General features: G+C 72.0%; 24 protein-coding genes. 7 read left to right on the top strand and 17 right to left on the bottom strand.

All coding sequences use genetic code 11. The features are described 5' to 3' along the window. Nucleotides 1–17 precede the first annotated feature (17 nt). Nucleotides 18–527, bottom strand: a complete 510-nt coding sequence (locus ACIQ5Y_RS28950; protein ID WP_403886690.1) for an ATP-binding protein — start codon at nucleotides 525–527, stop codon at nucleotides 18–20. Nucleotides 528–550: 23 nt separating this feature from the next. On the opposite strand from ACIQ5Y_RS28950, the gene ACIQ5Y_RS28945 reads away from it, so the two are divergent. The 3 genes from ACIQ5Y_RS28945 to ACIQ5Y_RS28935 are packed head-to-tail and all read left to right on the top strand — an operon-like array spanning nucleotide 551 to nucleotide 2,126. Then, on the top strand, nucleotides 551–1,375 hold the full coding sequence (locus ACIQ5Y_RS28945) for a Scr1 family TA system antitoxin-like transcriptional regulator (RefSeq protein ID WP_403886688.1): 825 nt from the start codon (nucleotides 551–553) through the stop codon (nucleotides 1,373–1,375). Next, on the top strand, nucleotides 1,372–1,614 hold the full coding sequence (locus tag ACIQ5Y_RS28940; RefSeq protein WP_403886685.1) for a DUF397 domain-containing protein: 243 nt from the start codon (nucleotides 1,372–1,374) through the stop codon (nucleotides 1,612–1,614). Before ACIQ5Y_RS28945 ends, ACIQ5Y_RS28940 begins: the two co-directional genes overlap by 4 nt. Nucleotides 1,615–1,616: 2 nt before the next feature. Next, the gene (locus tag ACIQ5Y_RS28935; RefSeq protein ID WP_403886683.1) at nucleotides 1,617–2,126 is read left to right on the top strand and encodes an SMI1/KNR4 family protein; all 510 of its coding nucleotides are present in this window, start codon (nucleotides 1,617–1,619) and stop codon (nucleotides 2,124–2,126) included. Nucleotides 2,127–2,136: 10 nt separating this feature from the next. Here ACIQ5Y_RS28935 and ACIQ5Y_RS28930 read toward each other — a convergent pair whose 3' ends face one another. Then, the gene (locus tag ACIQ5Y_RS28930) at nucleotides 2,137–2,502 is read right to left on the bottom strand and encodes a hypothetical protein (RefSeq protein ID WP_403886680.1); all 366 of its coding nucleotides are present in this window, start codon (nucleotides 2,500–2,502) and stop codon (nucleotides 2,137–2,139) included. A 108-nt stretch (nucleotides 2,503–2,610) separates the two neighbouring features. On the opposite strand from ACIQ5Y_RS28930, the gene ACIQ5Y_RS28925 reads away from it, so the two are divergent. After that, complete coding sequence (locus ACIQ5Y_RS28925) at nucleotides 2,611–3,141, top strand: hypothetical protein (RefSeq protein WP_403886677.1); 531 nt, start codon at nucleotides 2,611–2,613, stop codon at nucleotides 3,139–3,141. A 1-nt stretch (nucleotide 3,142) separates the two neighbouring features. Here ACIQ5Y_RS28925 and ACIQ5Y_RS28920 read toward each other — a convergent pair whose 3' ends face one another. From ACIQ5Y_RS28920 to ACIQ5Y_RS28890, 7 genes are all read right to left on the bottom strand, one after another. Beyond that, the gene (locus tag ACIQ5Y_RS28920; protein WP_403886675.1) at nucleotides 3,143–4,087 is read right to left on the bottom strand and encodes an alpha/beta fold hydrolase; all 945 of its coding nucleotides are present in this window, start codon (nucleotides 4,085–4,087) and stop codon (nucleotides 3,143–3,145) included. 60 nt (nucleotides 4,088–4,147) lie between these two features. Continuing rightward, the gene (locus ACIQ5Y_RS28915) at nucleotides 4,148–5,461 is read right to left on the bottom strand and encodes an ankyrin repeat domain-containing protein (RefSeq protein WP_403886672.1); all 1,314 of its coding nucleotides are present in this window, start codon (nucleotides 5,459–5,461) and stop codon (nucleotides 4,148–4,150) included. A 151-nt stretch (nucleotides 5,462–5,612) separates the two neighbouring features. Further along, the gene (locus ACIQ5Y_RS28910) at nucleotides 5,613–7,280 is read right to left on the bottom strand and encodes a uroporphyrinogen-III synthase (RefSeq protein WP_403886669.1); all 1,668 of its coding nucleotides are present in this window, start codon (nucleotides 7,278–7,280) and stop codon (nucleotides 5,613–5,615) included. Further along, nucleotides 7,277–8,242: a hydroxymethylbilane synthase gene (hemC, locus tag ACIQ5Y_RS28905; protein WP_403886666.1), complete on the bottom strand. Its 966-nt coding sequence runs from the start codon at nucleotides 8,240–8,242 to the stop codon at nucleotides 7,277–7,279. The genes ACIQ5Y_RS28910 and hemC overlap by 4 nt, the downstream gene beginning before the upstream one ends. Next, nucleotides 8,239–10,059 carry a glutamyl-tRNA reductase gene (locus ACIQ5Y_RS28900; RefSeq protein ID WP_403886663.1) on the bottom strand — a complete coding sequence of 607 codons (1,821 nt, stop codon included), beginning with the start codon at nucleotides 10,057–10,059 and terminating at the stop codon, nucleotides 8,239–8,241. The genes hemC and ACIQ5Y_RS28900 overlap by 4 nt, the downstream gene beginning before the upstream one ends. Beyond that, on the bottom strand, nucleotides 10,056–10,880 hold the full coding sequence (locus tag ACIQ5Y_RS28895) for a redox-sensing transcriptional repressor Rex (RefSeq protein WP_403886660.1): 825 nt from the start codon (nucleotides 10,878–10,880) through the stop codon (nucleotides 10,056–10,058). Before ACIQ5Y_RS28895 ends, ACIQ5Y_RS28900 begins: the two co-directional genes overlap by 4 nt. A gap of 272 nt (nucleotides 10,881–11,152) precedes the next feature. Further along, nucleotides 11,153–11,431, bottom strand: coding sequence for a glutaredoxin family protein (locus ACIQ5Y_RS28890; protein ID WP_385395983.1), 279 nt, complete (start codon nucleotides 11,429–11,431; stop codon nucleotides 11,153–11,155). Between the two features lie 103 nt (nucleotides 11,432–11,534). On the opposite strand from ACIQ5Y_RS28890, the gene ACIQ5Y_RS28885 reads away from it, so the two are divergent. The 3 genes from ACIQ5Y_RS28885 (at nucleotide 11,535) to ACIQ5Y_RS28875 (ending at nucleotide 15,169) form a co-directional block, all read left to right on the top strand. Further along, nucleotides 11,535–12,506, top strand: coding sequence for an HAD family hydrolase (locus ACIQ5Y_RS28885; protein ID WP_403886656.1), 972 nt, complete (start codon nucleotides 11,535–11,537; stop codon nucleotides 12,504–12,506). Between the two features lie 416 nt (nucleotides 12,507–12,922). Then, nucleotides 12,923–13,744, top strand: coding sequence for an ECF subfamily RNA polymerase sigma factor, BldN family (locus tag ACIQ5Y_RS28880; RefSeq protein WP_403886653.1), 822 nt, complete (start codon nucleotides 12,923–12,925; stop codon nucleotides 13,742–13,744). Nucleotides 13,745–13,972: 228 nt separating this feature from the next. Further along, nucleotides 13,973–15,169: a DUF5667 domain-containing protein gene (locus tag ACIQ5Y_RS28875; RefSeq protein ID WP_403886651.1), complete on the top strand. Its 1,197-nt coding sequence runs from the start codon at nucleotides 13,973–13,975 to the stop codon at nucleotides 15,167–15,169. Between the two features lie 96 nt (nucleotides 15,170–15,265). On the opposite strand, the gene ACIQ5Y_RS28870 is transcribed toward ACIQ5Y_RS28875, so the two are convergent. From ACIQ5Y_RS28870 to ACIQ5Y_RS28835, 8 genes are all read right to left on the bottom strand, one after another. Continuing rightward, on the bottom strand, nucleotides 15,266–16,255 hold the full coding sequence (locus tag ACIQ5Y_RS28870) for a lysophospholipid acyltransferase family protein (RefSeq protein ID WP_403886648.1): 990 nt from the start codon (nucleotides 16,253–16,255) through the stop codon (nucleotides 15,266–15,268). Next, nucleotides 16,255–17,316, bottom strand: a complete 1,062-nt coding sequence (locus tag ACIQ5Y_RS28865) for an NAD-dependent epimerase/dehydratase family protein (protein WP_403886645.1) — start codon at nucleotides 17,314–17,316, stop codon at nucleotides 16,255–16,257. The genes ACIQ5Y_RS28870 and ACIQ5Y_RS28865 overlap by 1 nt, the downstream gene beginning before the upstream one ends. 101 nt (nucleotides 17,317–17,417) lie before the next feature. Then, entirely contained in the window at nucleotides 17,418–17,516 is a 99-nt protein-coding gene (locus ACIQ5Y_RS28860) for a 30S ribosomal protein bS22 (RefSeq protein WP_003948845.1), read from the bottom strand. A 143-nt stretch (nucleotides 17,517–17,659) separates the two neighbouring features. Then, a complete protein-coding gene (locus ACIQ5Y_RS28855; RefSeq protein WP_008738568.1) occupies nucleotides 17,660–17,869 on the bottom strand; it encodes a helix-turn-helix domain-containing protein in 210 nt (69 codons plus the stop codon). A 114-nt stretch (nucleotides 17,870–17,983) separates the two neighbouring features. After that, complete coding sequence (locus tag ACIQ5Y_RS28850) at nucleotides 17,984–18,814, bottom strand: phosphatase (RefSeq protein ID WP_403886642.1); 831 nt, start codon at nucleotides 18,812–18,814, stop codon at nucleotides 17,984–17,986. A 97-nt stretch (nucleotides 18,815–18,911) separates the two neighbouring features. Then, nucleotides 18,912–20,060 carry an acetoin utilization protein AcuC gene (locus tag ACIQ5Y_RS28845; RefSeq protein WP_403886910.1) on the bottom strand — a complete coding sequence of 383 codons (1,149 nt, stop codon included), beginning with the start codon at nucleotides 20,058–20,060 and terminating at the stop codon, nucleotides 18,912–18,914. Next, entirely contained in the window at nucleotides 20,032–21,267 is a 1,236-nt protein-coding gene (locus tag ACIQ5Y_RS28840; protein WP_403886639.1) for an MFS transporter, read from the bottom strand. Before ACIQ5Y_RS28840 ends, ACIQ5Y_RS28845 begins: the two co-directional genes overlap by 29 nt. Nucleotides 21,268–21,310: 43 nt before the next feature. Next, nucleotides 21,311–21,964 (bottom strand): HAD family hydrolase, encoded by a 654-nt coding sequence (locus tag ACIQ5Y_RS28835; protein ID WP_403886636.1) that lies wholly within the window; start codon nucleotides 21,962–21,964, stop codon nucleotides 21,311–21,313. Between the last annotated feature and the right edge of the window lie 244 nt (nucleotides 21,965–22,208).

Here is a 22,208-nt window from a genome sequence, read left to right as displayed (position 1 = left end):
CAGCAGTCGCACCAAGCCTAGAGCCCGTCCCGGTCCGCGGTGACGGCGAACTCGCACCACACCACCTTCCCGGGCACCCGGAGCCCGACCCCCCACCGGTCCGCGACCGCCGCGACCAGCAGCAACCCCCGCCCGCCCTCGGCCCCCGGGTCCCGGTCCTCGATCCGGGGCCGCCCGCCCCCGCTGTCGTGCACCTCGACGCGCACGGTCTCGCCGAACCGCAGCATCCGCAGCCGGTACCCCCGGCCGGGCGGGACGCCGTGCAGCAGGGCGTTGGTCGCCAGCTCGCTCACGCAGAGCAACAGGTCGTCGCGGCGGGGTGTGACACCCCACGCGTGAAGTGTCACGCTCGCGAACTCCCTGGCAGAGGCGACGCTTTGGCGGCTGCGGGGGTAGAAACGCTCGCGCAGCAGGGCCGGTTGGATTTCCACGTTCACGAGGAAATCGTCGCGGTGCGTGACTAGCGTGGAGGAGACGAACGACCCGTACTCCTTGATGAGTACGGGTTGGCACGGGTATCTCGGCATGCACCGACGGGGAGTTCACACGTATGCCACCACGCAAAAGGGCTCGGCCCAACTCGACGGCGATGAAGATGATCGGCGCCCTGGTCGCCGCCGCCCGCGTCGCCAAAGGACTGACACAACGCGGGCTCGCCGAAGAGCTGCACGTGGACGTCGAAACCCTGGCCTCGATCGAACAGGGCCGGCGCGTCCTCATGCCGCACCTCGCCGAGAAGCTCGACCATGCCCTGGACATCCCGGGACTCCTGACGGTCGCCGCGAACAAGATGCCGGAGGTCGACATGATCCCGGCCTGGGCGGAGGAGTACATGGAGCGGGAGGCGGAGGCCCTCGCCCTGTCCTGGTACGACACGCTCACCGTCCCGGGCCTGCTCCAGACCCCGGCCTACGCCCGCGCGGTCCTCGGCTGCCGCGTCCCCTTCGTCGGGGAGGCGAAGATAGAGCTCCAGACCGCCCACCGCATGAAGCGCCAGGACATCCTGACCCGGGCCGTCCCCCCGACCCTCAGCTTCATCGTCTGGGAGCCCGCCCTGCGCGACCGGATCGGCGGCGACGAGGTCCATCAGGAGCAGCTGCGCCACCTGCGCGCCTGCGCCGACCGCCCGGGCCTGTCCCTCCAGGTTCTGCCCCTCGGCGTCACTTCCCACGCAGGTCTCGACGGCTCCTTCATCCTCCTGGAAACACCGGAATTCCAGCGTCTCGCCTACTCGGAAACCCAGCGCGGCAGCTTCCTCGTCAGGGACCCGAACGAGGTCAGCATCCTCTCCCAGAAGTATGCGATGCTGCGGTCACAGGCCCTCAACTTCGCAGAGACGAAGGACCTGTTGAACCAGCTGCTAGGAGAGTCATGAGCACCCCACTGAAGTGGTTCAAGTCCAGCTACAGCGGCAGCGAGGGCGGCCAGTGCCTGGAGGCCGCCTTCACCTGGCGGAAGTCCTCCTACAGCGGCAGCGAAGGCGGCGCCTGCGTCGAGGTCGCCACCTGCCCCGCCGACCAGGTCCACGTCCGGGACTCCAAGGTCACCGACGGCCCGGCCCTCACCCTCGCCCCCGCCGCCTGGACCGGCCTCACCGCCTGGGTCGCCCAGTAACAATGGCGACGCTCCCGGAGATAACGGCCCTGCTCGGCGAGCCGGAGTTCAACTGGTCGGACCCGACCCCCTGGGAAGAACTCGGCGTCGGGTTCCCCGCCGACTTCCGCGAGATCGTCGACGCCTACGGGTCGGTCCTGGTCAACAACCAGCTGTACCTGAACCACCCCGCCCCCCACCTCCTCCACAACCTGGGGAAGGACCTGAAGCTCGACCTCGACCTCTGGCGCGAGGAGGACATGGCGGAGTACCTGCCGAGTCCGGCCGGCACGAACCCCGGGGAGCTGATCCCCGTCGCGTCGGCCACCACCGGCGAGGCGATCTTCCTCCGCGTGCCCGACGGCCCCGCCGACCCCTGGCGGGTCCTGGTGCAGGAGTTCGACAGCCCTGCCTGGACCCTGTACGAGATGACGTTCGGCGACTGGCTGCTGGCCTACCTCAAGGGCCGGGACGTGACCCTCTGCTCCCGCAACCGGGCGCCCGACGGCCCCTACTGGGAGTTCCTGCCCTAAAACCGGCGCCCTACGGCGTGTCCAGCAGCACGAAGAACAGCACCACGTTCGCCACCACCACCGCCGGCGCGGCGATCGCGATGCCGAAGCGCCGGTCGGCGTTGGCCTTCCGCCACGGCAGGGCCCAGCACCACACCAGCAGCCCCGCCACGACCACCAGCCCCGCCATGAACAGCGGCCAGGCGATCCGGAAGCTCGCGTCGAAGGCGCGGGCGGTCTCCCCGTTGCAGGAGTCGCACGCCATCGGCGAGAGGCCCGCGAAGAACAGCGTCACCAGTCCCAGCGGCAGCGTCAGCAGGGTGGAGACCAGCGGGGCGATGAAGGCCCGGCGGTCCCGGTCGAGGTCGAGTTCGCGGGCGAGGTCGTGATCGGTCATGAGGACACTCAACCCCGCCCACCCCAACCGGGGAATCCGCGCGGATACTCATCTCCCGTGAGTGCGGAAACGATTGGCCTCACCCGGCGGGGCCCTACCGTGAACGGAGTGAACAAGCCCCTCACGGCTCTATCGGCCGCCGCCGCCCTGCTGCTGGTCGGGGCCGGTTGGTACGTGGCGGCCGAACCGGCGAGCACCACCCTCGCGGTCTGCGGCGCCGACCTGAGCAAGGATCCCGTCGTCGCCGACAGGTTCCCGGCCATGGCCGTGGTCGAGACCCTGGAGAACACCCGCGCCCGGGACGACGAGGGCGGCAGCTCGTACCTGTCCAGCCGGGTGCGCGTACTCAGGACGCTGCACGGCACGCTGCCCGAGCTCCTCACGCTCACCCAAGGCGTCACCAAGGGGGGAACCGCCGCCGGACGGTACGTCGACGACGATCCCTTCTACGCCGTGCTCGAACCGGGCCGTGCGTACGTGGTGGGCATCTCCACCATGGACGACGACGGCCGGGGCCCCTGGGCCGGGTACGTCGTACCCGCCAGGCGCGGCGTGGACGGTGAGGCCGCGCACTGGCGGGAGGCACGACGCGCGGTCGCACCCCCGCCCCCGCCCTGCGACGACGTCGTGATCGGGTGAGCTATCGGGCATGGGCCTGGGCCTCGGCCCGGGCCCGGTCCACGACCTCGCGGATCGCGTCCGCGACCAGCCGGGGCTGCTCTACGGCGATCCCGTGCCCGCTGTCGGTGCGGGTGACGTGCCGGGCGTGGAGTTCGTCGGCCAGTCGCCGCTGCGCGGCCAGCCAGGCCGGCCAGGTCGAGCCGGTCGTTCCGACCTTCAGGTCCCACGGGTGGTCGGAGGTCAGCACCACCGCCGGTACCGGGTGCGGCAGCGCGGGCGCGGCGCGCAGCTCGGCGATGCTCGTCGGGTAGTCGGGTACCTCCCGCCCCTTCGCCTTCGGCATCGCCCGGACCGCGCGCGTCCAGTCCGACCACTGCTCGGGGGTCAGGGTGTCGTGCAGGTGCGGCGAAGCGCCGTCGACGGTGACCAGGCCGGCGGCCTGCGCGGGGTGGGTACGCGCGTACAGGCCGGTGATCATCGCTCCCCAGGAGGCGCCGACCAGTACGTACGGCCCCTCCTCACCGGCCGCGGCCATCACCGCCCGCAGGTCGTCCGCGCCGTCCCGCGCCGAGGTCGGCTGCGGCACCGGGGTCGAGGTGGTCGGCGTGTCATCGGCCAGAAGGGTGCCGGGCCGGTCGTAGGCGCAGACCCGCGTGTACGAGGCGAGCCTCGGCAGCACCGCCGACGCGCTGGGCTCCAGGGCGCCCGCCGGGCCGCCGGGAGCGGCCACGTGCGTCCACTCGTCCGCCGCGCCCCCCGTGCCGGACACCAGCACCACCGTCGGGGAGCCTGTCCCGCGGCATTCCACGTGGACGCCACGCCCTCCCGGGAGGGTGACCGTACGGTCGATGTCCCCGGAGCCGTCCGCCGACGCCCCGGGGGCGGCACAGCCGACGGCCACGACGGCCAGGGCGGCGGCCAGAGCCGCCCTCCGCCGGGCCCGGGAGCGCCGTGCGATGCGCATGGCTCCAGTATCCGCCGGACCTCCGTCCACACCCCTTCGCTGCCCGGCTGTGGACGTTCTTCAAGGCCCGGGGCGGTTCCTGTGCCTCCACCGCCACAGGCCGTCCGCCCGGTGGTCGCCCGCGAGCTCCGGGCCGAGCGGCCCCACGCGGGCGTACGCCTCCGGCGTGCGCGGGTCGTCCCGGCAGGCCACGGCGAAGGCGACGGCGAGCCTGGTCTCCTGCTCGTCGGAGTCGAGGAGCTCCATCAGTGCCTCGGTGAGCCGCGGCGTACGGTCCGCCGCGTGGCCGGCGGTGTACACGGCCCTGGCCCGGACCTCCGGGTCCTCGTCCCGGAGCAGGACGATCAGGGCCTCGCGGTCCTCCTGCGACAACGGCGCCTCGGCCCGTACCCCGGCGTCGGCGTCCCGGCCCAGTTCCCGCACCGCGCGCGCCGTTTCCGCGTCCAGCGGCCGGTCGAACAGCGGCGGGACCCGGCGCCGCACCCGGGGGTCCGGATGCCGGGCGTGCCGCAGCCCGAAGTCCCGCGCCCGCGGGTGGGCCTCTTCGGCGAGCAGCCCGAGCACGAGTGCGAGGACCCCGGCGTCCGGTTCGGCGTCCGCCCACGAGGAGAGCAGTTCCGTCCGCTGCTCCGCGTACCAGCGGGGGTACGCGAGGACCGTCGACATCCGGGCGCCGCAGCTCAGGAAGTCCGCGACGAACCCCCGGTGCGCGGCCGAGGGGTGCCGGTGGAACCCCACCACCTGCCGCCAGGTCTCGGCGCTCTCCCGCAGCAGAAGGACCCACACGGCCGCCGACCGGTCGACGTGGTCCTCGGCTTCGTGCCGTACCCCGCGGGCCACCAGTTCCTCCACCGGGGGCAGGACACCGAACTCCCGCTCCAGCAGGGTCAGGACCGCGCCGTGCCCGGCCCGTACGGTCCGCCCGGCCAGGGCGACCTCCGCAACGCCCTCGTACTCCGCGTCCCGCGCCCACCCGGTGTCCGCCGGGCCCGCCGCCCCCGTCAGCCGCCGCAGCCGCGCCTCCGCACCCTCCTCGTACCACTGTCGGGCCGCCGCGAGCAGCCGGCCCTGCTCCGCTTCCGGCAGCCGGGGGCGGGCGTCGCCGAGCAGTGCCGACACCACCGCCGGGGAGCCGCCCTCCACGGCCCGCAGCAGCGGCGTCGTCCCGTCGGGCAGCACACGGTCCGGATCGGCGCCGCCCTCGACCAGCGCCCGTGCCGCCTCCGCCGCGTACGCCGCCACCGCCGCGCACAGCACCGGCAGGCCGTCCCCGCCGGCCGCGTCCGGGTCCGCGCCCGCCGCCGGCAGGTCCAGGACCGCCTGCGCGTCCCCCGCCGCCACCGCGCCCACCAGCCGGGCCTCCGGCTCCGTCATCCGTTCCCCCTCGTCCGGCCGTGATCCTCGCCGCGTCGGGGCGTCCGGGACAACCGGATTCGGGGGCCGGGGACGCGGAAGGGGCCCGGGTGCGATGTGCACCCGGGCCCCTTCCCCGTGTCCCGTAACGGGCGGACCCCGTCTAACCGACTCACGTCGTACGACGACGCCGCGCGCCCGGTCGCCGCTCGCTCGGCCGGAAGACCGTCTCGCCGGCCTCCTTGGCCGCCTCTCGGCGGGCCGCGCCGTACTCGGCGAGGGCCTCGGCGAGCTTGCTCACGCTCGGCTCCGGCGACAGCACGTCCACCCGGAGCCCGTGCTCCTCGGCGGTCTTGGCCGTCGCCGGCCCGATACACGCGATCACGGTCACGTTGTGCGGCTTGCCGGCGATGCCGACGAGGTTGCGCACGGTCGAGGACGACGTGAAGAGAACGGCGTCGAAACCGCCGCCCTTGATCGCCTCGCGCGTGTCCGCCGGCGGCGGCGACGCGCGCACGGTCCGGTAGGCGGTGACGTCGTCGACCTCCCAGCCCAGCTCGATCAGCCCGGCGACCAGCGTCTCCGTGGCGATGTCGGCGCGCGGCAGGAAGACACGGTCGATCGGGTCGAAGACCGGGTCGTACGGCGGCCAGTCCTCCAGCAGCCCGGCCGCGGACTGCTCGCCGCTCGGCACCAGGTCCGGCTTCACGCCGAACTCCACGAGCGCGGCAGCGGTCTGCTCGCCCACCGCGGCGACCTTGATGCCCGCGAAGGCACGCGCGTCGAGCCCGTACTCCTCGAACTTCTCCCGGACGGCCTTGACGGCGTTGACCGAGGTGAAGGCGATCCACTCGTAGCGGCCCGTCACCAGGCCCTTGACCGCCCGCTCCATCTGCTGCGGGGTGCGCGGCGGCTCCACGGCGATGGTCGGCACCTCGTGCGGCACCGCGCCGTACGAACGCAACTGGTCGGAGAGCGAGGCGGCCTGCTCCTTGGTACGCGGTACGAGTACCCGCCAGCCGAACAGCGGCTTCGACTCGAACCAGGCCAGCTCCTCGCGGCGCGCGGCGGCGCCGTGCTCACCGACCACGGCTATGACGGGCCGGGCGCCCTCGGGCGAGGGGAGGATCTTGCCCTGCTTGAACACCTGGGCGATCGTGCCGAGCGTCGCGCGCCAGGTGCGCTGGCGCGTGGTCGTACCGGCGACGGTCACGGTCAGCGGGGTGTCGGGCTTGCGCCCGGCGCTCACCAGCTCCGCGGCGGCGGCCGAGACCGTCTCCAGGGTCGCGGAGACGACGAGGATGCCGTCGCTCGCGCCGGCCTCGCTCCAGCAGCGCGCCGAGGCGTTGCGGGCGTCGACGAACCGGACGTCCGCTCCCTGCTTGTCGCTCAGCGGCACACCCGCGTAGGCGGGCACGCCGACCGCGGTCGCGACGCCCGGGACCACCTCGAAGGGGATGCCCTCGGTGGCACAGACGAGCATCTCCTCGGCCGCGCTCCCGTCGAGCCCGGGGTCGCCGGTGACGGCACGGACGACCCGCCTGCCGGAGCGCGCGGCCTCCATGACAAGATTGGCGGCATCGCGGATCACCGGGAGCCCGGCGGCTGCTGACGCCTCGTCAGCGACCGTCAGCTGCGGCGTGTCGACACCCGCGCGCGCATGCGTCCGTACGACGTCGAGCACCTCTGGTTCCGCGATCAGTACGTCGGCTGCCGCGAGCGCCTCCACGGCGCGCAGCGTCAGCAGACCCGGGTCGCCGGGGCCGGCACCGAGGAAGGTGACGTGCCCGTGTGCGGCGAAGGCCGGATAGGCGGAGGTGTTCGGACTTGTGGGGCTCACGCTCGCTCCCCCATCAGACCGGCCGCGCCCTTGGCCAGCATCTCGTCCGCGAGTTCGCGGCCGAGCGCCATGGCCTCGTCGTACGACTGGGGCACGGGACCGGTGGTGGACAGCTGCACCAGCGTCGAGCCGTCGAGGGTGCCGACGACGCCGCGCAGGCGCATTTCATTGACATTCCGGCCGTCGGCCAGCAGATCGGCGTACGCGCCCACGGGCGCGCTGCAGCCGGCCTCCAGGGCGGCGAGCAGGGAACGCTCGGCGGTGACGGCGGCCCGGGTGTGGGGGTCGTCGAGCTTGCCGAGCGCGGCGATGAGGTCCGTGGAGGACGCGGGGCACTCCACGGCCAGGGCTCCCTGGCCGGGGGCGGGCAGGATGTTGTCGACGGACAGCAGGTCGGTCGCCTCGTCACCGCGCCCGATCCGGTTCAGTCCGGCGGCGGCCAGCACGACGGCGTCGAGCTCGCCGGCCTGCACGAAGCCGATGCGGGTGTCGACGTTGCCGCGGATCGGCACCGTCTCGATCCGCTTGCCCAGGGACAGCGCCAGGTGGTTCAGCTGCGCCGTGCGGCGCGGCGAACCGGTACCGATGCGGGCCCCGTCGGGCAGCTGCTCGAAGGTCAGACCGTCGCGGGCGACGAGCGCGTCCCGCGCGTCCTCGCGCGGCGGCATGGCCGCGATCACGAGGTCGTCGGGCTGGGCGGTCGGCAGGTCCTTCAGCGAGTGCACGGCGAAGTCGACCTCGCCGCGCAGCAGCGCGTCGCGCAGCGCGGTGACGAACACGCCGGTCCCGCCGATCTGGGCGAGGTGCTCGCGCGACACGTCACCGTACGTCGTGATCTCCACGAGCTCCACGGGACGGCCGGTGATCGCCCGTACCGCGTCGGCGACGTGGCCCGACTGCGACATGGCCAGCTTGCTCCGCCGCGTACCGAGCCGCAGCGGCTGGTCGGGACTTGTGTTCATGATGCCCGTCCTGGGTCGTCGTCGTTCTTCGGATCGGCCGCGTCCGCCCGGCTGACGGATGCCACCGTCTGAGGGTCGAGGTCGAAGAGTTCGCGCAGCGCGTCGGCGTACCCGGCGCCGCCGGGTTCGCTCGCGAGCTGCTTGACGCGCACGGTCGGCGCGTGCAGGAGCTTGTCGACTACGCGGCGCACGGTCTGGGTGACCTCGGCCCGCTGCCGCTCGTCGAGATCGGGGAGCCGCCCGTCGAGCCGTGCCACTTCCATGGCCACGACCTCGGCCGCCATGGCGCGCAGGGCGACGACGGTGGGCGTGATGTGCGCGGCCCGCTGCGCCGCGCCGAAGGCGGCGACCTCCTCGGCGACGATGCCGCGCACGGCGTCGACGTCGGCGGCCATGGGCGCGTCGGCGGAGGCCTCGGCGAGGCTCTCGATGTCGACGAGGCGCACGCCGGGGATCCGGTGCACGGCCGCGTCGATGTCGCGGGGCATGGCGAGGTCGAGCAGCGCGAGCCGTACGGGCACCGCCGCCCCGTCGGCCTGGCTCCGCGCGCTCTTGCGCGGCTGCCGCTGCGCGGCGGCCTCACCCTGATCGGCCCAGGTCCCGTGCAGTTCGAGGGAGTTGGCGTCGACCCCGGTCAGCGCCACTCGCCCACCGGCGGTACGCACGGGATCGACGGGACACCCGTCGCCCTCCGGCGCGGCGGCGGCCGAAATGGTCCGCGCGGCCCCCGCATCGGCGATCCGGCCTCCGGCCTCGGCGGCAGCCACGAGCCTGGCCACGACTTCACGGTCCGGACCGGCGGGCAATTCCAGCCCCTCCGGCGTTTGAGGAGCGGGGTCCGGGGCGGAGCCCCGTTCTGTGACCGTCCCCGAACCGGCGGCGTCAGCCGAATCCACCCCGGCCGGCGCGAGCCCATCGGCGGAGCCCCGTTCGGTGACCCGCACCGGACCGGCGGCACCGGCCTCGGCCACGTCCAGCCCCGCACGGGACACGGCGGCCAGCACGTCATCGGCGGTCAGCACGAGACCCGTGGCCCCGGTGCAGGACACCACGACGTCGACCCGCGCCAGCTCATCGGCGACCGCACGCATCGGGATGGCCCGCGCAGCGACCCCGGTGCCCGAGGCAACCAGAATCTCCGCCAGCCGCTCCGCCCGCTCCGCGGTCCGGTTCGCCACCACGACCTCGGCGATGCCCACCCGGGCCAGCGTCGCCGCCGCCAGCGAGGACATCGACCCGGCGCCGATCACCAGCGCCCGCTTGCCCGCGGCCCACTCCCCCACGGGGACGTGCACCGCGAGCTGCTCCAGTCCGAAGGTGACCAGCGACTGCCCGGCCCGGTCGATCCCGGTCTCCGAGTGCGCCCGCTTGCCGACCCGCAGCGCCTGCTGGAAGAGGTCGTTGATCAGCCGCCCGGCGGTGTGCTGCTCCTGCCCCAGCGCCAGCGCGTCCTTGATCTGGCCGAGGATCTGGCCCTCGCCGACCACCATCGAGTCCAGCCCGCACGCCACCGAGAAGAGGTGGTGGACGGCCCGGTCCTCGTAGTGCACGTAGAGGTAGGGAGTGAGCTCCTCCAGCGCGACACCGCTGTGCTGCGCCAGCAGCGTGGACAGCTCGGCGACACCGGCGTGGAACTTGTCCACGTCGGCGTACAGCTCGATGCGGTTGCACGTGGCGAGCACCGTCGCCTCCGCCGCCGGCTCCGCGGCGAGGGTGTCGTGCAGCAGCTTGACCTTGGCATCGGCGGACAGGGAGGCGCGTTCCAGCACGCTCACGGGCGCGCTGCGGTGGCTCAGCCCTACGACGAGCAGACTCATGCCGGCATCACCGCCGGGACGTCGCCCTCGGGTCCGCCCTTGCGCGCCTCGGCGGCGGCCCGGCCGGCCGGCGGCACCACGGCCGCGGCGGGGGCCGCGCCGCCTCCACCGGCGCCGCCCACGGAGGAGCCGCCGGTGGACGCGGCGGCCGCCGCTTCCTCTCCGGCCTTGCGCTGCTCGTGGAACGCCAGGATCTGGAGCTCGATGGACAGGTCGACCTTGCGCACGTCCACACCGTCCGGCACCTGCAGGACGGTGGGCGCGAAGTTCAGGATGGAGGTCACTCCGGCGGCGATGAGCCGCTCGCTGACCTGCTGGGCGGCACCGGCCGGCGTGGCGATGACACCGATCGAGACGCCGTTCTCCTCGATGATCTTCTCGAGGTCGTCGGTGTGCTGGACGGGCATCCCGGCGACCGGCTTTCCGGCCATCGCCGGGTCGGCGTCGATGAGCGCGGCCACGCGGAACCCGCGCGACGCGAAACCGCCGTAGTTGGCGAGCGCGGCGCCGAGGTTGCCGATGCCGACGATGACGACCGGCCAGTCCTGGGTCAGGCCCAGTTCGCGGGAGATCTGGTAGACGAGGTACTCGACGTCGTAGCCGACGCCGCGGGTGCCGTAGGAACCCAGGTAGGAGAAGTCCTTGCGCAGCTTGGCGGAGTTGACTCCGGCCGCTGCCGCAAGCTCTTCGGAGGACACCGTGGGCACCGATCGCTCGGAGAGCGCGGTGAGGGCACGCAAGTACAGCGGAAGCCGGGCGACAGTGGCCTCGGGAATACCTCGGCTGCGGGTCGCCGGTCGGTGAGTTCGGCCAGTTGCCACGATGCTCCTGCGGGATGAGCGGGGCTGCAGGCGGTCACTTGTCCCAGGACCGCCCCGTCGACAGCAGGCTATGCCTTTGTGAACGCGTGCACAAAGATTGTGTCCATTTTGTCCGACCAAAGTGACCGGGGTCACGCAACCGCGGGGCGCGGAAGCGGCGTCAATGGCATGCCGAACCCGTTCAAATCCAAAAGGGGGCAAAGCCGTGCACACTCCTCACGCAGACGCCCCCAGACACCACAAATCGCCCATGATGGTAGCCGGGAAAGGGCTCAGCCCTCCAACGCCCGCCGCAGCCGGTCCGGGTTCACCCGCCAGAAGGTGTGCTGCTCGCCGTCCACCAACACCACCGGAATCTGCTCCCAGTGCAGCCGGTAGAGCTCCTCGTCCTGCGAGATGTCCTTCTTCTCCCACTGTGCGCCCGTCTCGGCGCAGACCTTCGCCACGACCTCCTCGGCGTCGTCGCACAGGTGGCACCCCGGCTTCCCGATGAGCGTCACCATCCGCTCCCCGGGACGCTTCTTCTCTTTACGTCGCAACAAAGGGCTCATGCCCCCATTCTGGGGTCGGCGGCGGGGGCGGAGTACCGAACTGTTAACGCCTCCGTTTCCCATCGGTTCGGGAACCCCCGAACACAGTGGCTATGCTCGCCACATGGCCGCTCTCGGATGGCTCACACCCCGTAGACGCTCCGCGACAGCGCGGAGCGTGCTGGCAGGCGAGGCCTCGGCCGAGGCCGCCCGCAAGTCCGCACTCGGCGAATCCCCGCACCTCACGGAATCCGACCTCGATCTCGACACCGACCTCGAAGCCCTTGAGGAAGAAGAGGAAGAGGCGGAGTTCCCCGTCGCCGGCGACGACCTCGCCGCAGCCTTCTTCGACCTCGACAACACCGTCATGCAGGGCGCCGCGATCTTCCACTTCGGCCGCGGCCTCTACAAGCGCGAGTTCTTCCGCCGCCGCGAGCTCGCCCGCTTCGCCTGGCAGCAGGCCTGGTTCCGGCTCGCCGGCGTCGAGGACCCCGAGCACATGCAGGACGCCCGCGACAGCGCCCTGTCCATCGTCAAGGGCCACAAGGTCTCCGAGCTGATGTCCATCGGCGAGGAGATCTACGACGAGTACATGGCCGAGCGGATCTGGCCCGGCACCCGCGCCCTCGCCCAGGCCCACCTCGACGCCGGCCAGAAGGTCTGGCTGGTCACCGCCGCCCCCGTGGAGACGGCCACGATCATCGCCCGCCGCCTCGGCCTGACCGGGGCACTGGGCACCGTCGCCGAGTCCGTCGACGGCGTCTACACCGGCCGCCTGGTCGGCGAACCCCTGCACGGCCCCGCCAAGGCGGAGGCGGTCCGCGCGCTGGCCGCCGCCGAGGGGCTGGACCTCGCGCGCTGCGCCGCGTACAGCGATTCGCACAACGACATCCCGATGCTGTCACTGGTCGGGCATCCGTACGCGATCAATCCCGACACAAAACTGCGCAAGCATGCCCGGACCAACGACTGGCGACTGCGCGACTATCGGACCGGCCGCAAGGCCGTGAAGGTCGGCGTCCCGGCAGCCGCCGGAGTCGGTGCGATCGCCGGTGGCGCGGCCGCCGCCATCGCCCTGCACCGCCGCCGCAAGTAGCCCCGGCACCCCCCGCACCACCGCCCCGGCGGCCCGACACCGGCCGCCACCAGCACCGGAGCCGTCCCGCCCGCCGCGGGGCGGCTCCCGTCGCGTTTCGGGCCCGCGGACCCGGGGCATTCCCCCAGCCCTACCCCCGGCTCCGGCGGGCCACTCCGGCCTGCCCGACTCGGTCGCGGACCCCCTGGAAGCGCCCATTCCGCGCATCCAAGTGATCAAGAATCGATCACCAACTGCGCCTGAATATGCCCTCGACACGCAACGGAAGTGTCGGAATCGATGATTTGAGCAACTGGGTGTAGCGCTGCCTGTACGAAGCGTTATTCTCCTCAAACGCATGCCACCGCCCATCTGTCGCCACGACGGGTGAACGGTCCCGCACTGCACGTGATGGAAGCTCTGCCTCTGGGAGTCCCGTGTACCCACCTGTCGGGGTTGACGCCTCGGGCCTGGCTACGCTGCGCGCAACGGTCCTCGACCACCTGCGCGGCTTCGTCCCCACCGCGTACGCCGTCCCCGCCTTCGCCGCCGCGGTCCCTGCCGGCTTCGGCCCGGCCGGACCTTGCTACGCCCTGACCGACGGCGGAGCGACGGTGGGCAGACGCGGCCGCGCCGCCGGAGGGTCGAGCGGCTCCGCCGGTACGAGCACCCAGACCACCCCCACACCCCGCCGCCCCACCGCGGACAGCGACCAGGCCCGCATGATGGACCTGGTCGAGCGCGCCCAGGCGGGCGAGGCCGAGGCCTTCGGCCGCCTGTACGACCAGTACAGCGACACGGTGTACCGCTACATCTACTACCGCGTCGGCGGCAAGGCGACCGCGGAGGATCTCACCAGCGAGACCTTCCTGCGAGCGCTGCGCCGCATCTCCACCTTCACCTGGCAGGGCCGCGACTTCGGTGCGTGGCTCGTGACGATCGCGCGCAACCTGGTGGCGGACCACTTCAAGTCCAGCCGGTTCCGGCTGGAGGTCACCACCGGCGAGATGCTCGACGCGAACGAGGTCGAGCGCAGTCCCGAGGACTCCGTCCTGGAGTCCCTCTCCAACGCGGCCCTGCTGGAGGCCGTACGGAAACTCAATCCGCAGCAGCAGGAATGCGTGACACTGCGCTTCCTGCAGGGCCTCTCGGTCGCCGAGACGGCCCGGGTGATGGGGAAGAACGAGGGCGCCATCAAGACGCTCCAGTACCGGGCGGTCCGCACCCTGGCCCGCCTCCTCCCGGACGACGCCCGCTGACTCTCACACTCTTACTGACAACACATTCGGTGACCCCTCGATGACGCTGTGGTCCGATCATCCTTCGTCCGTAACCCAAGTGCCGCGACGCTCGTTGTGCGGAATGCAGGCTCCCTGTGGACACGCCCTGCCCGAAGCCGCTCACTCGAAAGTGTGGATGTGCTCAAGGAAGGCAACCTTCCGGACACCTTGGGGAGTCGATCGTCATGACGAGAGGAGGTGCCGCCAGTGATCGCGAACGTCACTCCGCACCGGCGGGCGAACGCCTTCGCCCAGGCCCTTGAGGAGCGGACCCCGTCCGACCTTTCGGAACCGGACCCGGCGGCCGAGCAGTCCGAGGCACCTGCCGAACCTGCCGACCACGACCGGTTGTTGGCCCTGGCGAGCGTGCTCGGCGAACGAATGCCGCGCCCGGTGCTGGACCCCGAGGTCAAAGTGGTGCAGCGAGCCCAGCTCATTGCAGCCATGGAGGCCATGGTGCTGGAGGAGAGGGCCGGAGGCGGTGCCGCCGACCCTCAACTGCCCGAACAGCGGACCGGCCGCGGCGCCCACCGGGCGACCCCGCTCCGGAAATTGCGGCCCCGCTCCCGCTGGTCCAAGGGCATCGCAGCGGGCGGCCTCACCGTGGGTGTGGCCGCGGGGGCCTTCAGCGGAGTGGCCGCTGCCAGTTCCGACGCCCTGCCCGGTGACCACCTGTACCCCGTGAAACGGGGCATGGAGGACCTGAAGCTGGGGATGGCCGACGACGATTCGGACCGGGGCGAGCTCTATCTCGACCAGGCCTCGAACCGCCTGTCGGAAGCCCGCAGGCTGATGGAGCGCGGCCGGACGGGCGCCTTGGACCACGAGTCCCTGGGCGCGATCCGCCGGGCCCTCGCGGGCATGAAGCACGACGCGGAGGAGGGCCACCGGCTCCTCCAGGCCGCCCACGACCGGGACGGCTCGCTCGGCCCGATCCAGGCGCTGTCGTCCTTCTCCCGTGCCCACCGCGACGCGTGGGGCAAGCTGCGGGAGAAGCTCCCGCCGCAGCTGGGCGACGTGGGCAGCGACGTCGAGTCGGTCTTCCAGGCCATAGACGAAGACGTGGCGCCGTTCCAGGGCCTGCTCCCCAAGCCCCCGGAGCAGACGCGCGGCACCGGTCCGTCCGGTTCCCCCGCCAAACCGGGCACCCCCAGCGGCAAGCAGCAGTCCGCCCCCGCACCGGGCACGCCCTCGGGCAGCCCCGCGCCGTCCCCGTCGGGCAGCACCACGCCCCCGGCCGGCGGCCTCCTGGGCGGTACGGGCAACCTGCTGAACCCGCCGCAGGGGCAGTCCACGCCCCCCGCCTCGGGCGCCCCGTCCGAGACGAAGCCGGACATCACCCTCCCGCCCCTCCTCCCGGGCATCCTCCCGGGCCTGGGGATCAGCGGGGAGGACGCGGGGTAGCAGAAACCCGTACAGGGGCTGGGGGTGCCGCAGGCACTTCCAGCCCCTCCGGCGTTTGAGGAGCGGGGTCCGGGGCAGAGCCCCGGCACTGGGCGGTCAGAAGAAGACCGACCGTCGCTGCACCAGCAGCTTGTACAGCGTGTGCTGAATCTGCTCCCGCACCTGATCCGTCAGGTTGAACATCAGCATCGGATCATCCGCAGCCTCCGCCGCATACCCCGCGGTGGCGATCGGCTCGCCGAACTGGATCGTCCACTTCGTCGGCAACGGCACCGCCCCCAGCGGCCCCAGCCACGGGAACGTGGGAGTGATCGGGAAGTACGGGATCCCCAGCAGCCGCGCCAGCGTCTTCGCGTTGCCGACCATCGGGTAGATCTCCTCCGCGCCCACGATCGAGCACGGCACGATCGGCGTGCCCGCGCGCAGCGCCGTCGACACGAACCCGCCGCGCCCGAACCGCTGGAGCTTGTACCGGTCCCCGAACGGCTTCCCTATCCCCTTGAAGCCCTCCGGCATGACCCCGACCAGTTCCCCGGCCTCCAGCAGCCGCTGCGCGTCCTCCGCGCACGCCAGGGTGTGCCCGGCCTTCCGCGCCAGCTCGTTCACGACCGGCAGCATGAACACCAGGTCCGCCGCCAGCAGCCGCAGGTGCCGCTGCGCCGGGTGGTGGTCGTGGACCGCCACCTGCATCATCAGCCCGTCCAGCGGCAGCGTCCCCGAGTGGTTCGCCACGATCAGCGCACCACCCTCCTTCGGGATGTTCTCGACGCCCTTGACCTCGACCCGGAAGTACTTGTCGTACAGCGGCCGGAGCAGGGACATCAGGACCTGGTCCGTCAGCTCCTTGTCGTAGCCGAACTCGTCGACCTCGTAGTCCCCGGTGATCCGGCGCCGCAGGAACGCCAGCCCCCCGGCGATCCTCTTGTCCCAGCCGTCCCCCGCCGGGGCCCGCACGGAATCGACGGGCTCGGTCACGGGGACCGCCTCGGGCTCGTGCGCGGGCTCGGGCACCGCCCGGACCCGCCGGCCCGGGACCCGCCGGCGCGGCCGGTCCTCGTCGAACGGGATGACCTTGGCGTCAGCCACTATCGCTTCGCTCCTTCAACCGCTTCGAGGTCTGCATCCAGCATGGCCGCCACCCGGTCCACGGCGCGGCCGACCCGCTCCGGCGGCAGCAGCCCCCTGCCCCGGCTGCGCGCGAAGTCCGCGAAGGTCTCGGCGGTCGTGTACATCGGCTCGAAGCCGAGCACCTCCCGCATCTGCGCGGTCTCCACGACCCGGCCGTGGGTGAGGAGCCTGATCTGCTCCGGCGAGAAGTCGGTGACCCCGACCGCCCGCAGCGCCTGCCCGGCCCACGTCACCGCGGGCAGCAGCAGCGGCACGGTCGGCCGCCCCAGCCGCCGCGAGCACTGCGACAGCAGCAGTACGCCGTCTCCCGCGATGTTGAAGGTCCCGCTGTTCAGCGTCCCGCGCCGCGGCTCCTGCGCGGCCAGCCGCAGCACGTCGAGCACGTCGTCCTCGTGGACGAACTGCAGCCGCGGGTCGTAGCCCAGCACGGTCGGCATCACCGGCATCGAGAAGTATTCGGCGAGCGCCGAGTCCGCGAACGGCCCCAGGATGTTCGCGAACCGCAGCACGCACACCGCGACGTCCGGCCGCCTGCGCGCGAAGCCCCGTACGTATCCCTCGACCTCGGTGGCGTCCTTGGCGAAACCGCCCGCCGGCAGCGACTTGGGCTGCGTGGTCTCGGTGAAGACGGCCGGATCGCGGGAGGTGCCCCCGTAGACGCTCGTACTGGACTTCACGACGAGCCGCCGCACCGTCGGGGACTTCTGGCAGGCCCCGAGGAGCTGCATCGTCCCGATGACGTTCGTTTCCTTGACGGCGCTGTGCCCGCCGCCGCTGCCCCCGGCGCCCCCGGTGACCGCGAGGTGCACCACGGTGTCCACGGCGTGCTCGGCCAGCACGCGGGCGATCGCCGACTGTCTGATGTCCGTACGGACGAACTCGGCCGATCCCAGCCGGTGCGGCGGCGCCACCGCGTCCACGGCGATCACCCGCTCGACCTCCGGGTCACGCTGGATGCGGCGCACGAAGCGGCCCCCCAGCTGCCGGGCAGCCCCGGTGACGAGCACGACCTTCCCCACGAGCTCAGCGCCTCCCTAGATCGGAACACCCGTCCCCGGCTGCACCGCAGCCCCCCCACCAGAATGGTGGAGGGGCTGCGGAGAACACGTACAGCTGCCGTTTACTTCTTGTTACGGCGCTGGACGCGGGTGCGCTTGAGCAGCTTGCGGTGCTTCTTCTTCGCCATCCGCTTGCGCCGCTTCTTGATAACAGAGCCCACGACTACCCTCGCTCACTTCTTCTTCACTGGTGCGGGGCGTCTGGGCCCACACGACCTACGTCGGCCTAGCCTACCCGCCCGAGCTCTGAGCCTGTAATCCGAGTGCATCCCAGGAGTTACGAGGGCATCCGCGGCGTTAAGTCTCAGGCCGACTCCACCCCCACATAGGACTCTCGGAGGTACTCGTGAACCGCGTTCTCGGGGACCCGGAAGGACCGGCCCACCCGGATCGCGGGCAGATGACCGTTGTGCACCAGCCGGTACACGGTCATCTTCGACACTCGCATCACCGAGGCGACCTCCGCCACGGTCAGGAACTGAACCTCACTGAGAGGCCTCTCGCCAGCAGCCATGACACACCTTGACCTTCCGCGCATGACGGGCACCGGCTTCCCCTCCGGTTACTCCTCGTCGTCGCACGCTCACTCCCCAGAGTAGGGGCGGGCGTGACGAGTGGGGAAGAGGAGCTACGGCCACTCCTGCCAAACCGGCAGACCCGCCCGATTGAGCACATAGCGAGTAAGCGGTCGGTAGTAGTCCGCACGCACCGCGTCATCAAGTGGAACGGCCACCGACACCCGCCCCTCGGCTTCCCCCACGAACAACGCGGGATCATCCGTATCCGCCAGCCCGATCGCCTCCACACCGAGCTGACCTGCGCCGCAGACCCACCCGTGATCACCGACCACCAGCTCCGGCAGCGGCCCGCCGGCCTCCGCCAGGGCCCCCAGCGCGATCCGAACCGGCAACGGTGAATGCGTGTGCGCGCCGGTCGCACTCCCCGGCGACCGCACGCCGGGTTCCCGCACCAGTGCGACCCCCCGTACGTAATCGAGGCGGTACGTGCGTACGCCGAACCGGGACTTCACGTCGACATCCGCCCCCTGCGCCGGGGTGAGGACAATGCATCCCGCCGCCGACATCGCCTCGGCCAAACAGGCGTAGAACCCCAGGAGGCGGTGCGGGTGACCCGTCCCGAACAACACGGGTGCCCCCGGCCCGGCCACCGCCCGCAACCGCTCCGCGAAGGCGTCCAGCGCGGCCAGCGTGCACTCCGGATCGATCACGTCCGGGCCGCTGACGTGCGCCGGGTCCGCGGAGACCCCGCACTTGTCCGCCATCAGCCGCAGCAGATCGCCCTCGCCCCAACCCCACTCCGGATCCAGCCCCAGCAGCACCCGCGGATCACGCGCCGCGAACAGCCGGTAGCTGCGCAGGCTCTCCTCCCGGGAGGTGGCGACGGGCCCGGCCAACCGGGCGGCCAGCAGATGCGCACGCAGCGCGCCGGTGCTCAACACCCTTCGATGCTGCCCCGCGCACACCTGCCGGGTCATCAATTCCGTGCAATGGCCCCACAGTTGGCGTAACGATGCATCACCTGTACGCCAACCCCCTTCAGGTCAACATCCCGCGCAGCGGGAACACCGCCCGCCGGGTGGCGAGAACGGCCTGATCCGTACGGTCCGCCGGGTCGTAACCGGCATCCCATTCACGCCACTCGGGCACCCGGCCGTCGGTCATCCGGGCCGGCGCCAACTGCCGCGTCCGCGCGTACGCCTCGTCCCGCCAGAACGCCGGCACCGCCGCCTCCGGATCCACCGGCCGGTGCGCGGCGATCCCCACCAGGTGCGTCCACGACCGCGGTACGACGTCCACCACGGCGTACCCGCCGCCGCCCAGGGCCAGCCACCGCCCGTCCGCGTACTCGTGCGCCAGAGCGTGGCACGCCTCCTGCACGGCCCGCTGGGCGTCCAGCGACACCGCGAGGTGCGCGAGCGGGTCCTCGAAGTGCGTATCGGCCCCGTGCTGCGTCACGAGCACCTGGGGCCGGAAGTCCGCCAACAGCTCGGGCACGACCGCGTGGAAGGCCCGCAGCCACCCCTCGTCGCCGGTTCCCGCGGGCAGCGCGATGTTCACCGCGCTCCCCTCCGCCCGGTCGCCGCCCGTCTCCTCCGGCCAGCCGGTCTGCGGGAACAGGGTCCGCGGGTGCTCGTGCATCGAGATGGTCAGCACGCGCGGGTCGTCCCAGAAGGCCGCCTGCACGCCGTCCCCGTGGTGGACGTCGACGTCCACGTACGCGACCCGCTCGGCCCCCAGCTCCAGCAGCCGCGCGATGGCCAGCGCCGCGTCGTTGTAGACGCAGAAACCGGCCGCGCCGCCCGGCATGGCGTGGTGCAGCCCGCCCGCGAAGTTCACGGCGTGCTCGGTCTCGCCCCGCCAGATCGCCTCCGCGCCCGCCACGGACTGCCCGGCGATCAGCGCGGACGCCTCGTGCATCCCGTGGAAGGCGGGGTCGTCCATGGTCCCCAGCCCGTACGAGCCGTCCGCGACCCCGGGGTCCGCGGACACCTCGCGCACGGCGGCGACGTAGTCCTCCCGGTGGACCAGCCGCAGCGTCGAGTCGCCGGCCGCGCGGGCCGCCCGTACCTCCATCGCACGGTCCAGCCCGAAGGCGCGCACCAGCCCCATGGTCAGGGCCAGGCGCACCGGATCCATCGGATGGCCGGGCCCGAAGTCATACTTCGTTACCGCCTCGTCCCACATCAACAGCCCAGTCACCGGCTCGCCGCTCATGCCCGACACGGTATCGGGCCTCCACCGATCCGAACGAGCGGGCTTGGAACAGCGTGATCAGGACCAACACCATCGGCACGAGCATGGCGCCCCGGTAGCTCCAGGCGTCCCCGATCCCGCCGACGAGCGGCGACCCGATCAGGAAACCCACGTAGTTGAAGATGTTGAGCCGGGCGATCGCCGTGTCGGAAGCCGCACCGGGGAACAGCCTCCCCGCCGCGGCGAAGGTCTGCGGCACGATCACGCACAGCCCGATTCCCAGGAGGGTGAAGCCGAGCATCCCCACCCACGCCCCCGGCGCGGCCGCCACGACCGCGAACCCGCCGGCTGCCACCACCGTCCCGCACCGCACGACGGCCACGGCCCCGAACCTGCGCACCCCCAGGTCCCCGACGGCCCGCCCGAGGAGCGTGGTCACCATGTAGACGTTGTAGGGGACGGTGGCCAGCTGCTCCGAGCTCCCCAGTACGTCCTGGAGGTACTTGGCACTCCAGTTCGCGACCGTCGAGTCCCCGATGTACGCGCACGCCATCACCAGGCACAGCGGCAGCAGCAGCTTGAACCCCCCGCCGCCGGCCGGCCCCTTCTCGGCCGCCACCCCGTCGCCGTTCTGGTCGACGTAGAACCGGCTCCCGACCACCGTGAGCGGCACGAGCACGACCACGGCCGGCAGATAGCTGACGAACAGCCCCAGGTGCCAGTGCGCCCCCGCCCAGGCGGCCGACGCCCCGATGATCCCGCCGAGGCTGTAGGCGGCGTGGAAGCCGAGCATGATGCTGCGCCTGTACTCCCGCTGGAGGCTCACGCCGAGCATGTTCATGGAGGCGTCCAGCGCACCCACCGACAGCCCGAACACCCCCAGCGCCACCGCCACGTGCCACATCTCGCTGCCGGCCCCGACCCCCAGCAGCGCCAACAGCACCAGCGGCTGCGCCCACCGCAGCACCACACTGGGCGCGACCCGCTTCACGAGGTGCTCGGTGGCGACGCTCGCCGCGCCCGCCAGGATCGGCACGGCGGCCAGGAACGCGGGCAGCAGCCCGTCGGATATCCCGTACTGGTCCTGGATGGCCGGGATCCGGGTCACGAGCAGCGCGAAGGTGACCCCCTGCGCGAAGAATCCGAACCCCAGCGCGCCGCGCCCACGCCGCAGCCGCACATCTGCCGTTGCCGTCATGGCGGCACAGCGTAGGCCCCGCGGCTACTCGTGGGTAGAGAGATCACACAGGCAGTTGGAGGAGCAGCGGGAGCTGCATCATGTCCCCGAAGTACCCGGTCGCCCCCGGCAGCTGATCGGCGGGGAGCATGGCGGTGTACGCGTACACGTCCATCCCCGCCGCGCGGGCGGCCTCGATCCCGCGCGGACTGTCCTCGATGACCACGCACCGAGAGGGCTCCACCCCCATCTGCCGGGCCGCGTGCAGGAACAGCTCCGGAGACGGCTTCCCCTGTCCCACGTCATCCGAGCTGAAGATCCACTCTTCTTCGAACCACCCGTCGAGCCCGGCCGCCAGGTGCCCGACCCGGATCCGGTCGTGACTGCCGGACGACGCCAGGCAGTACCCGACCCCGCTCGCGGTCAGCGCCCCGAGGACGTCCTCGATGCCGGCGACCGGCTTCAGCTCCCGCTCGAAGGCGGCCGCGGTCCGCGCGGCCAGCGTCCGGTCGAAGTCCTCGGGCAGCCGCTCCCCGGTCCGCTCCTGGACGAGATCGTGGATCCGGTGCACGGCGGCGCCCATGTAGTCGCGGAGCGAGTCCTCGTACGTGGTCGGGTGCCCCAGCTCGGTGAGGTACTCGGCGAGAACACTGTTGGCGAGCGGCTCACTGTCCACCAGCACGCCGTCGTTGTCGAAGATGACGAGGTCGTAGCCCATACCCCCACCCTACGAGCCGTCAGCTCGGCTCCACGGCAACCGGATGCTGGTGAACGGACGAACATCGGAAAATCCTCAGCCCGCCGGGTTCAGCGGTCCAGATCGAACACACCCACGCCGCCCCCCTGGCGTCGGAGTCCGCCGGCCCCGGCATCCGACCCGTAAACGCAGAAAAGCCCCGCACCGAACCCTGAAGGGCTGGTGCGGGGCTTTCCCACAATGATTGTTCGGCGGCGTCCTACTC

It is taken from the genome of Streptomyces sp. NPDC096339 (genome assembly GCF_044762985.1).
GTDB lineage: Bacteria > Actinomycetota > Actinomycetes > Streptomycetales > Streptomycetaceae > Streptomyces.
Note: the sequence above shows the minus strand (reverse complement) of the source record. Positions and strands in the feature narration are given on the sequence as shown.

Excerpts from the sequence above, each read along its gene's own strand:
- ACIQ5Y_RS28885 (WP_403886656.1), top strand. The coding sequence starts at position 11,535 with ATGGCCGCTCTCGGATGGCTCACACCCCGTAGACGCTCCGCGACAGCG.
- ACIQ5Y_RS28915 (WP_403886672.1), bottom strand. The coding sequence starts at position 5,461 with ATGACGGAGCCGGAGGCCCGGCTGGTGGGCGCGGTGGCGGCGGGGGAC.
- ACIQ5Y_RS28935 (WP_403886683.1), top strand. The coding sequence starts at position 1,617 with ATGGCGACGCTCCCGGAGATAACGGCCCTGCTCGGCGAGCCGGAGTTC.
- ACIQ5Y_RS28855 (WP_008738568.1), bottom strand. The coding sequence starts at position 17,869 with ATGGCTGCTGGCGAGAGGCCTCTCAGTGAGGTTCAGTTCCTGACCGTG.
- ACIQ5Y_RS28940 (WP_403886685.1), top strand. The coding sequence starts at position 1,372 with ATGAGCACCCCACTGAAGTGGTTCAAGTCCAGCTACAGCGGCAGCGAG.
- ACIQ5Y_RS28930 (WP_403886680.1), bottom strand. The coding sequence starts at position 2,502 with ATGACCGATCACGACCTCGCCCGCGAACTCGACCTCGACCGGGACCGC.
- hemC (WP_403886666.1), bottom strand. The coding sequence starts at position 8,242 with ATGAACACAAGTCCCGACCAGCCGCTGCGGCTCGGTACGCGGCGGAGC.
- ACIQ5Y_RS28900 (WP_403886663.1), bottom strand. The coding sequence starts at position 10,059 with ATGAGTCTGCTCGTCGTAGGGCTGAGCCACCGCAGCGCGCCCGTGAGC.
- ACIQ5Y_RS28840 (WP_403886639.1), bottom strand. The coding sequence starts at position 21,267 with ATGACGGCAACGGCAGATGTGCGGCTGCGGCGTGGGCGCGGCGCGCTG.
- ACIQ5Y_RS28890 (WP_385395983.1), bottom strand. The coding sequence starts at position 11,431 with ATGAGCCCTTTGTTGCGACGTAAAGAGAAGAAGCGTCCCGGGGAGCGG.
- ACIQ5Y_RS28950 (WP_403886690.1), bottom strand. The coding sequence starts at position 527 with ATGCCGAGATACCCGTGCCAACCCGTACTCATCAAGGAGTACGGGTCG.
- ACIQ5Y_RS28835 (WP_403886636.1), bottom strand. The coding sequence starts at position 21,964 with ATGGGCTACGACCTCGTCATCTTCGACAACGACGGCGTGCTGGTGGAC.
- ACIQ5Y_RS28945 (WP_403886688.1), top strand. The coding sequence starts at position 551 with ATGCCACCACGCAAAAGGGCTCGGCCCAACTCGACGGCGATGAAGATG.
- ACIQ5Y_RS28920 (WP_403886675.1), bottom strand. The coding sequence starts at position 4,087 with ATGCGCATCGCACGGCGCTCCCGGGCCCGGCGGAGGGCGGCTCTGGCC.
- ACIQ5Y_RS28845 (WP_403886910.1), bottom strand. The coding sequence starts at position 20,060 with ATGTGGGACGAGGCGGTAACGAAGTATGACTTCGGGCCCGGCCATCCG.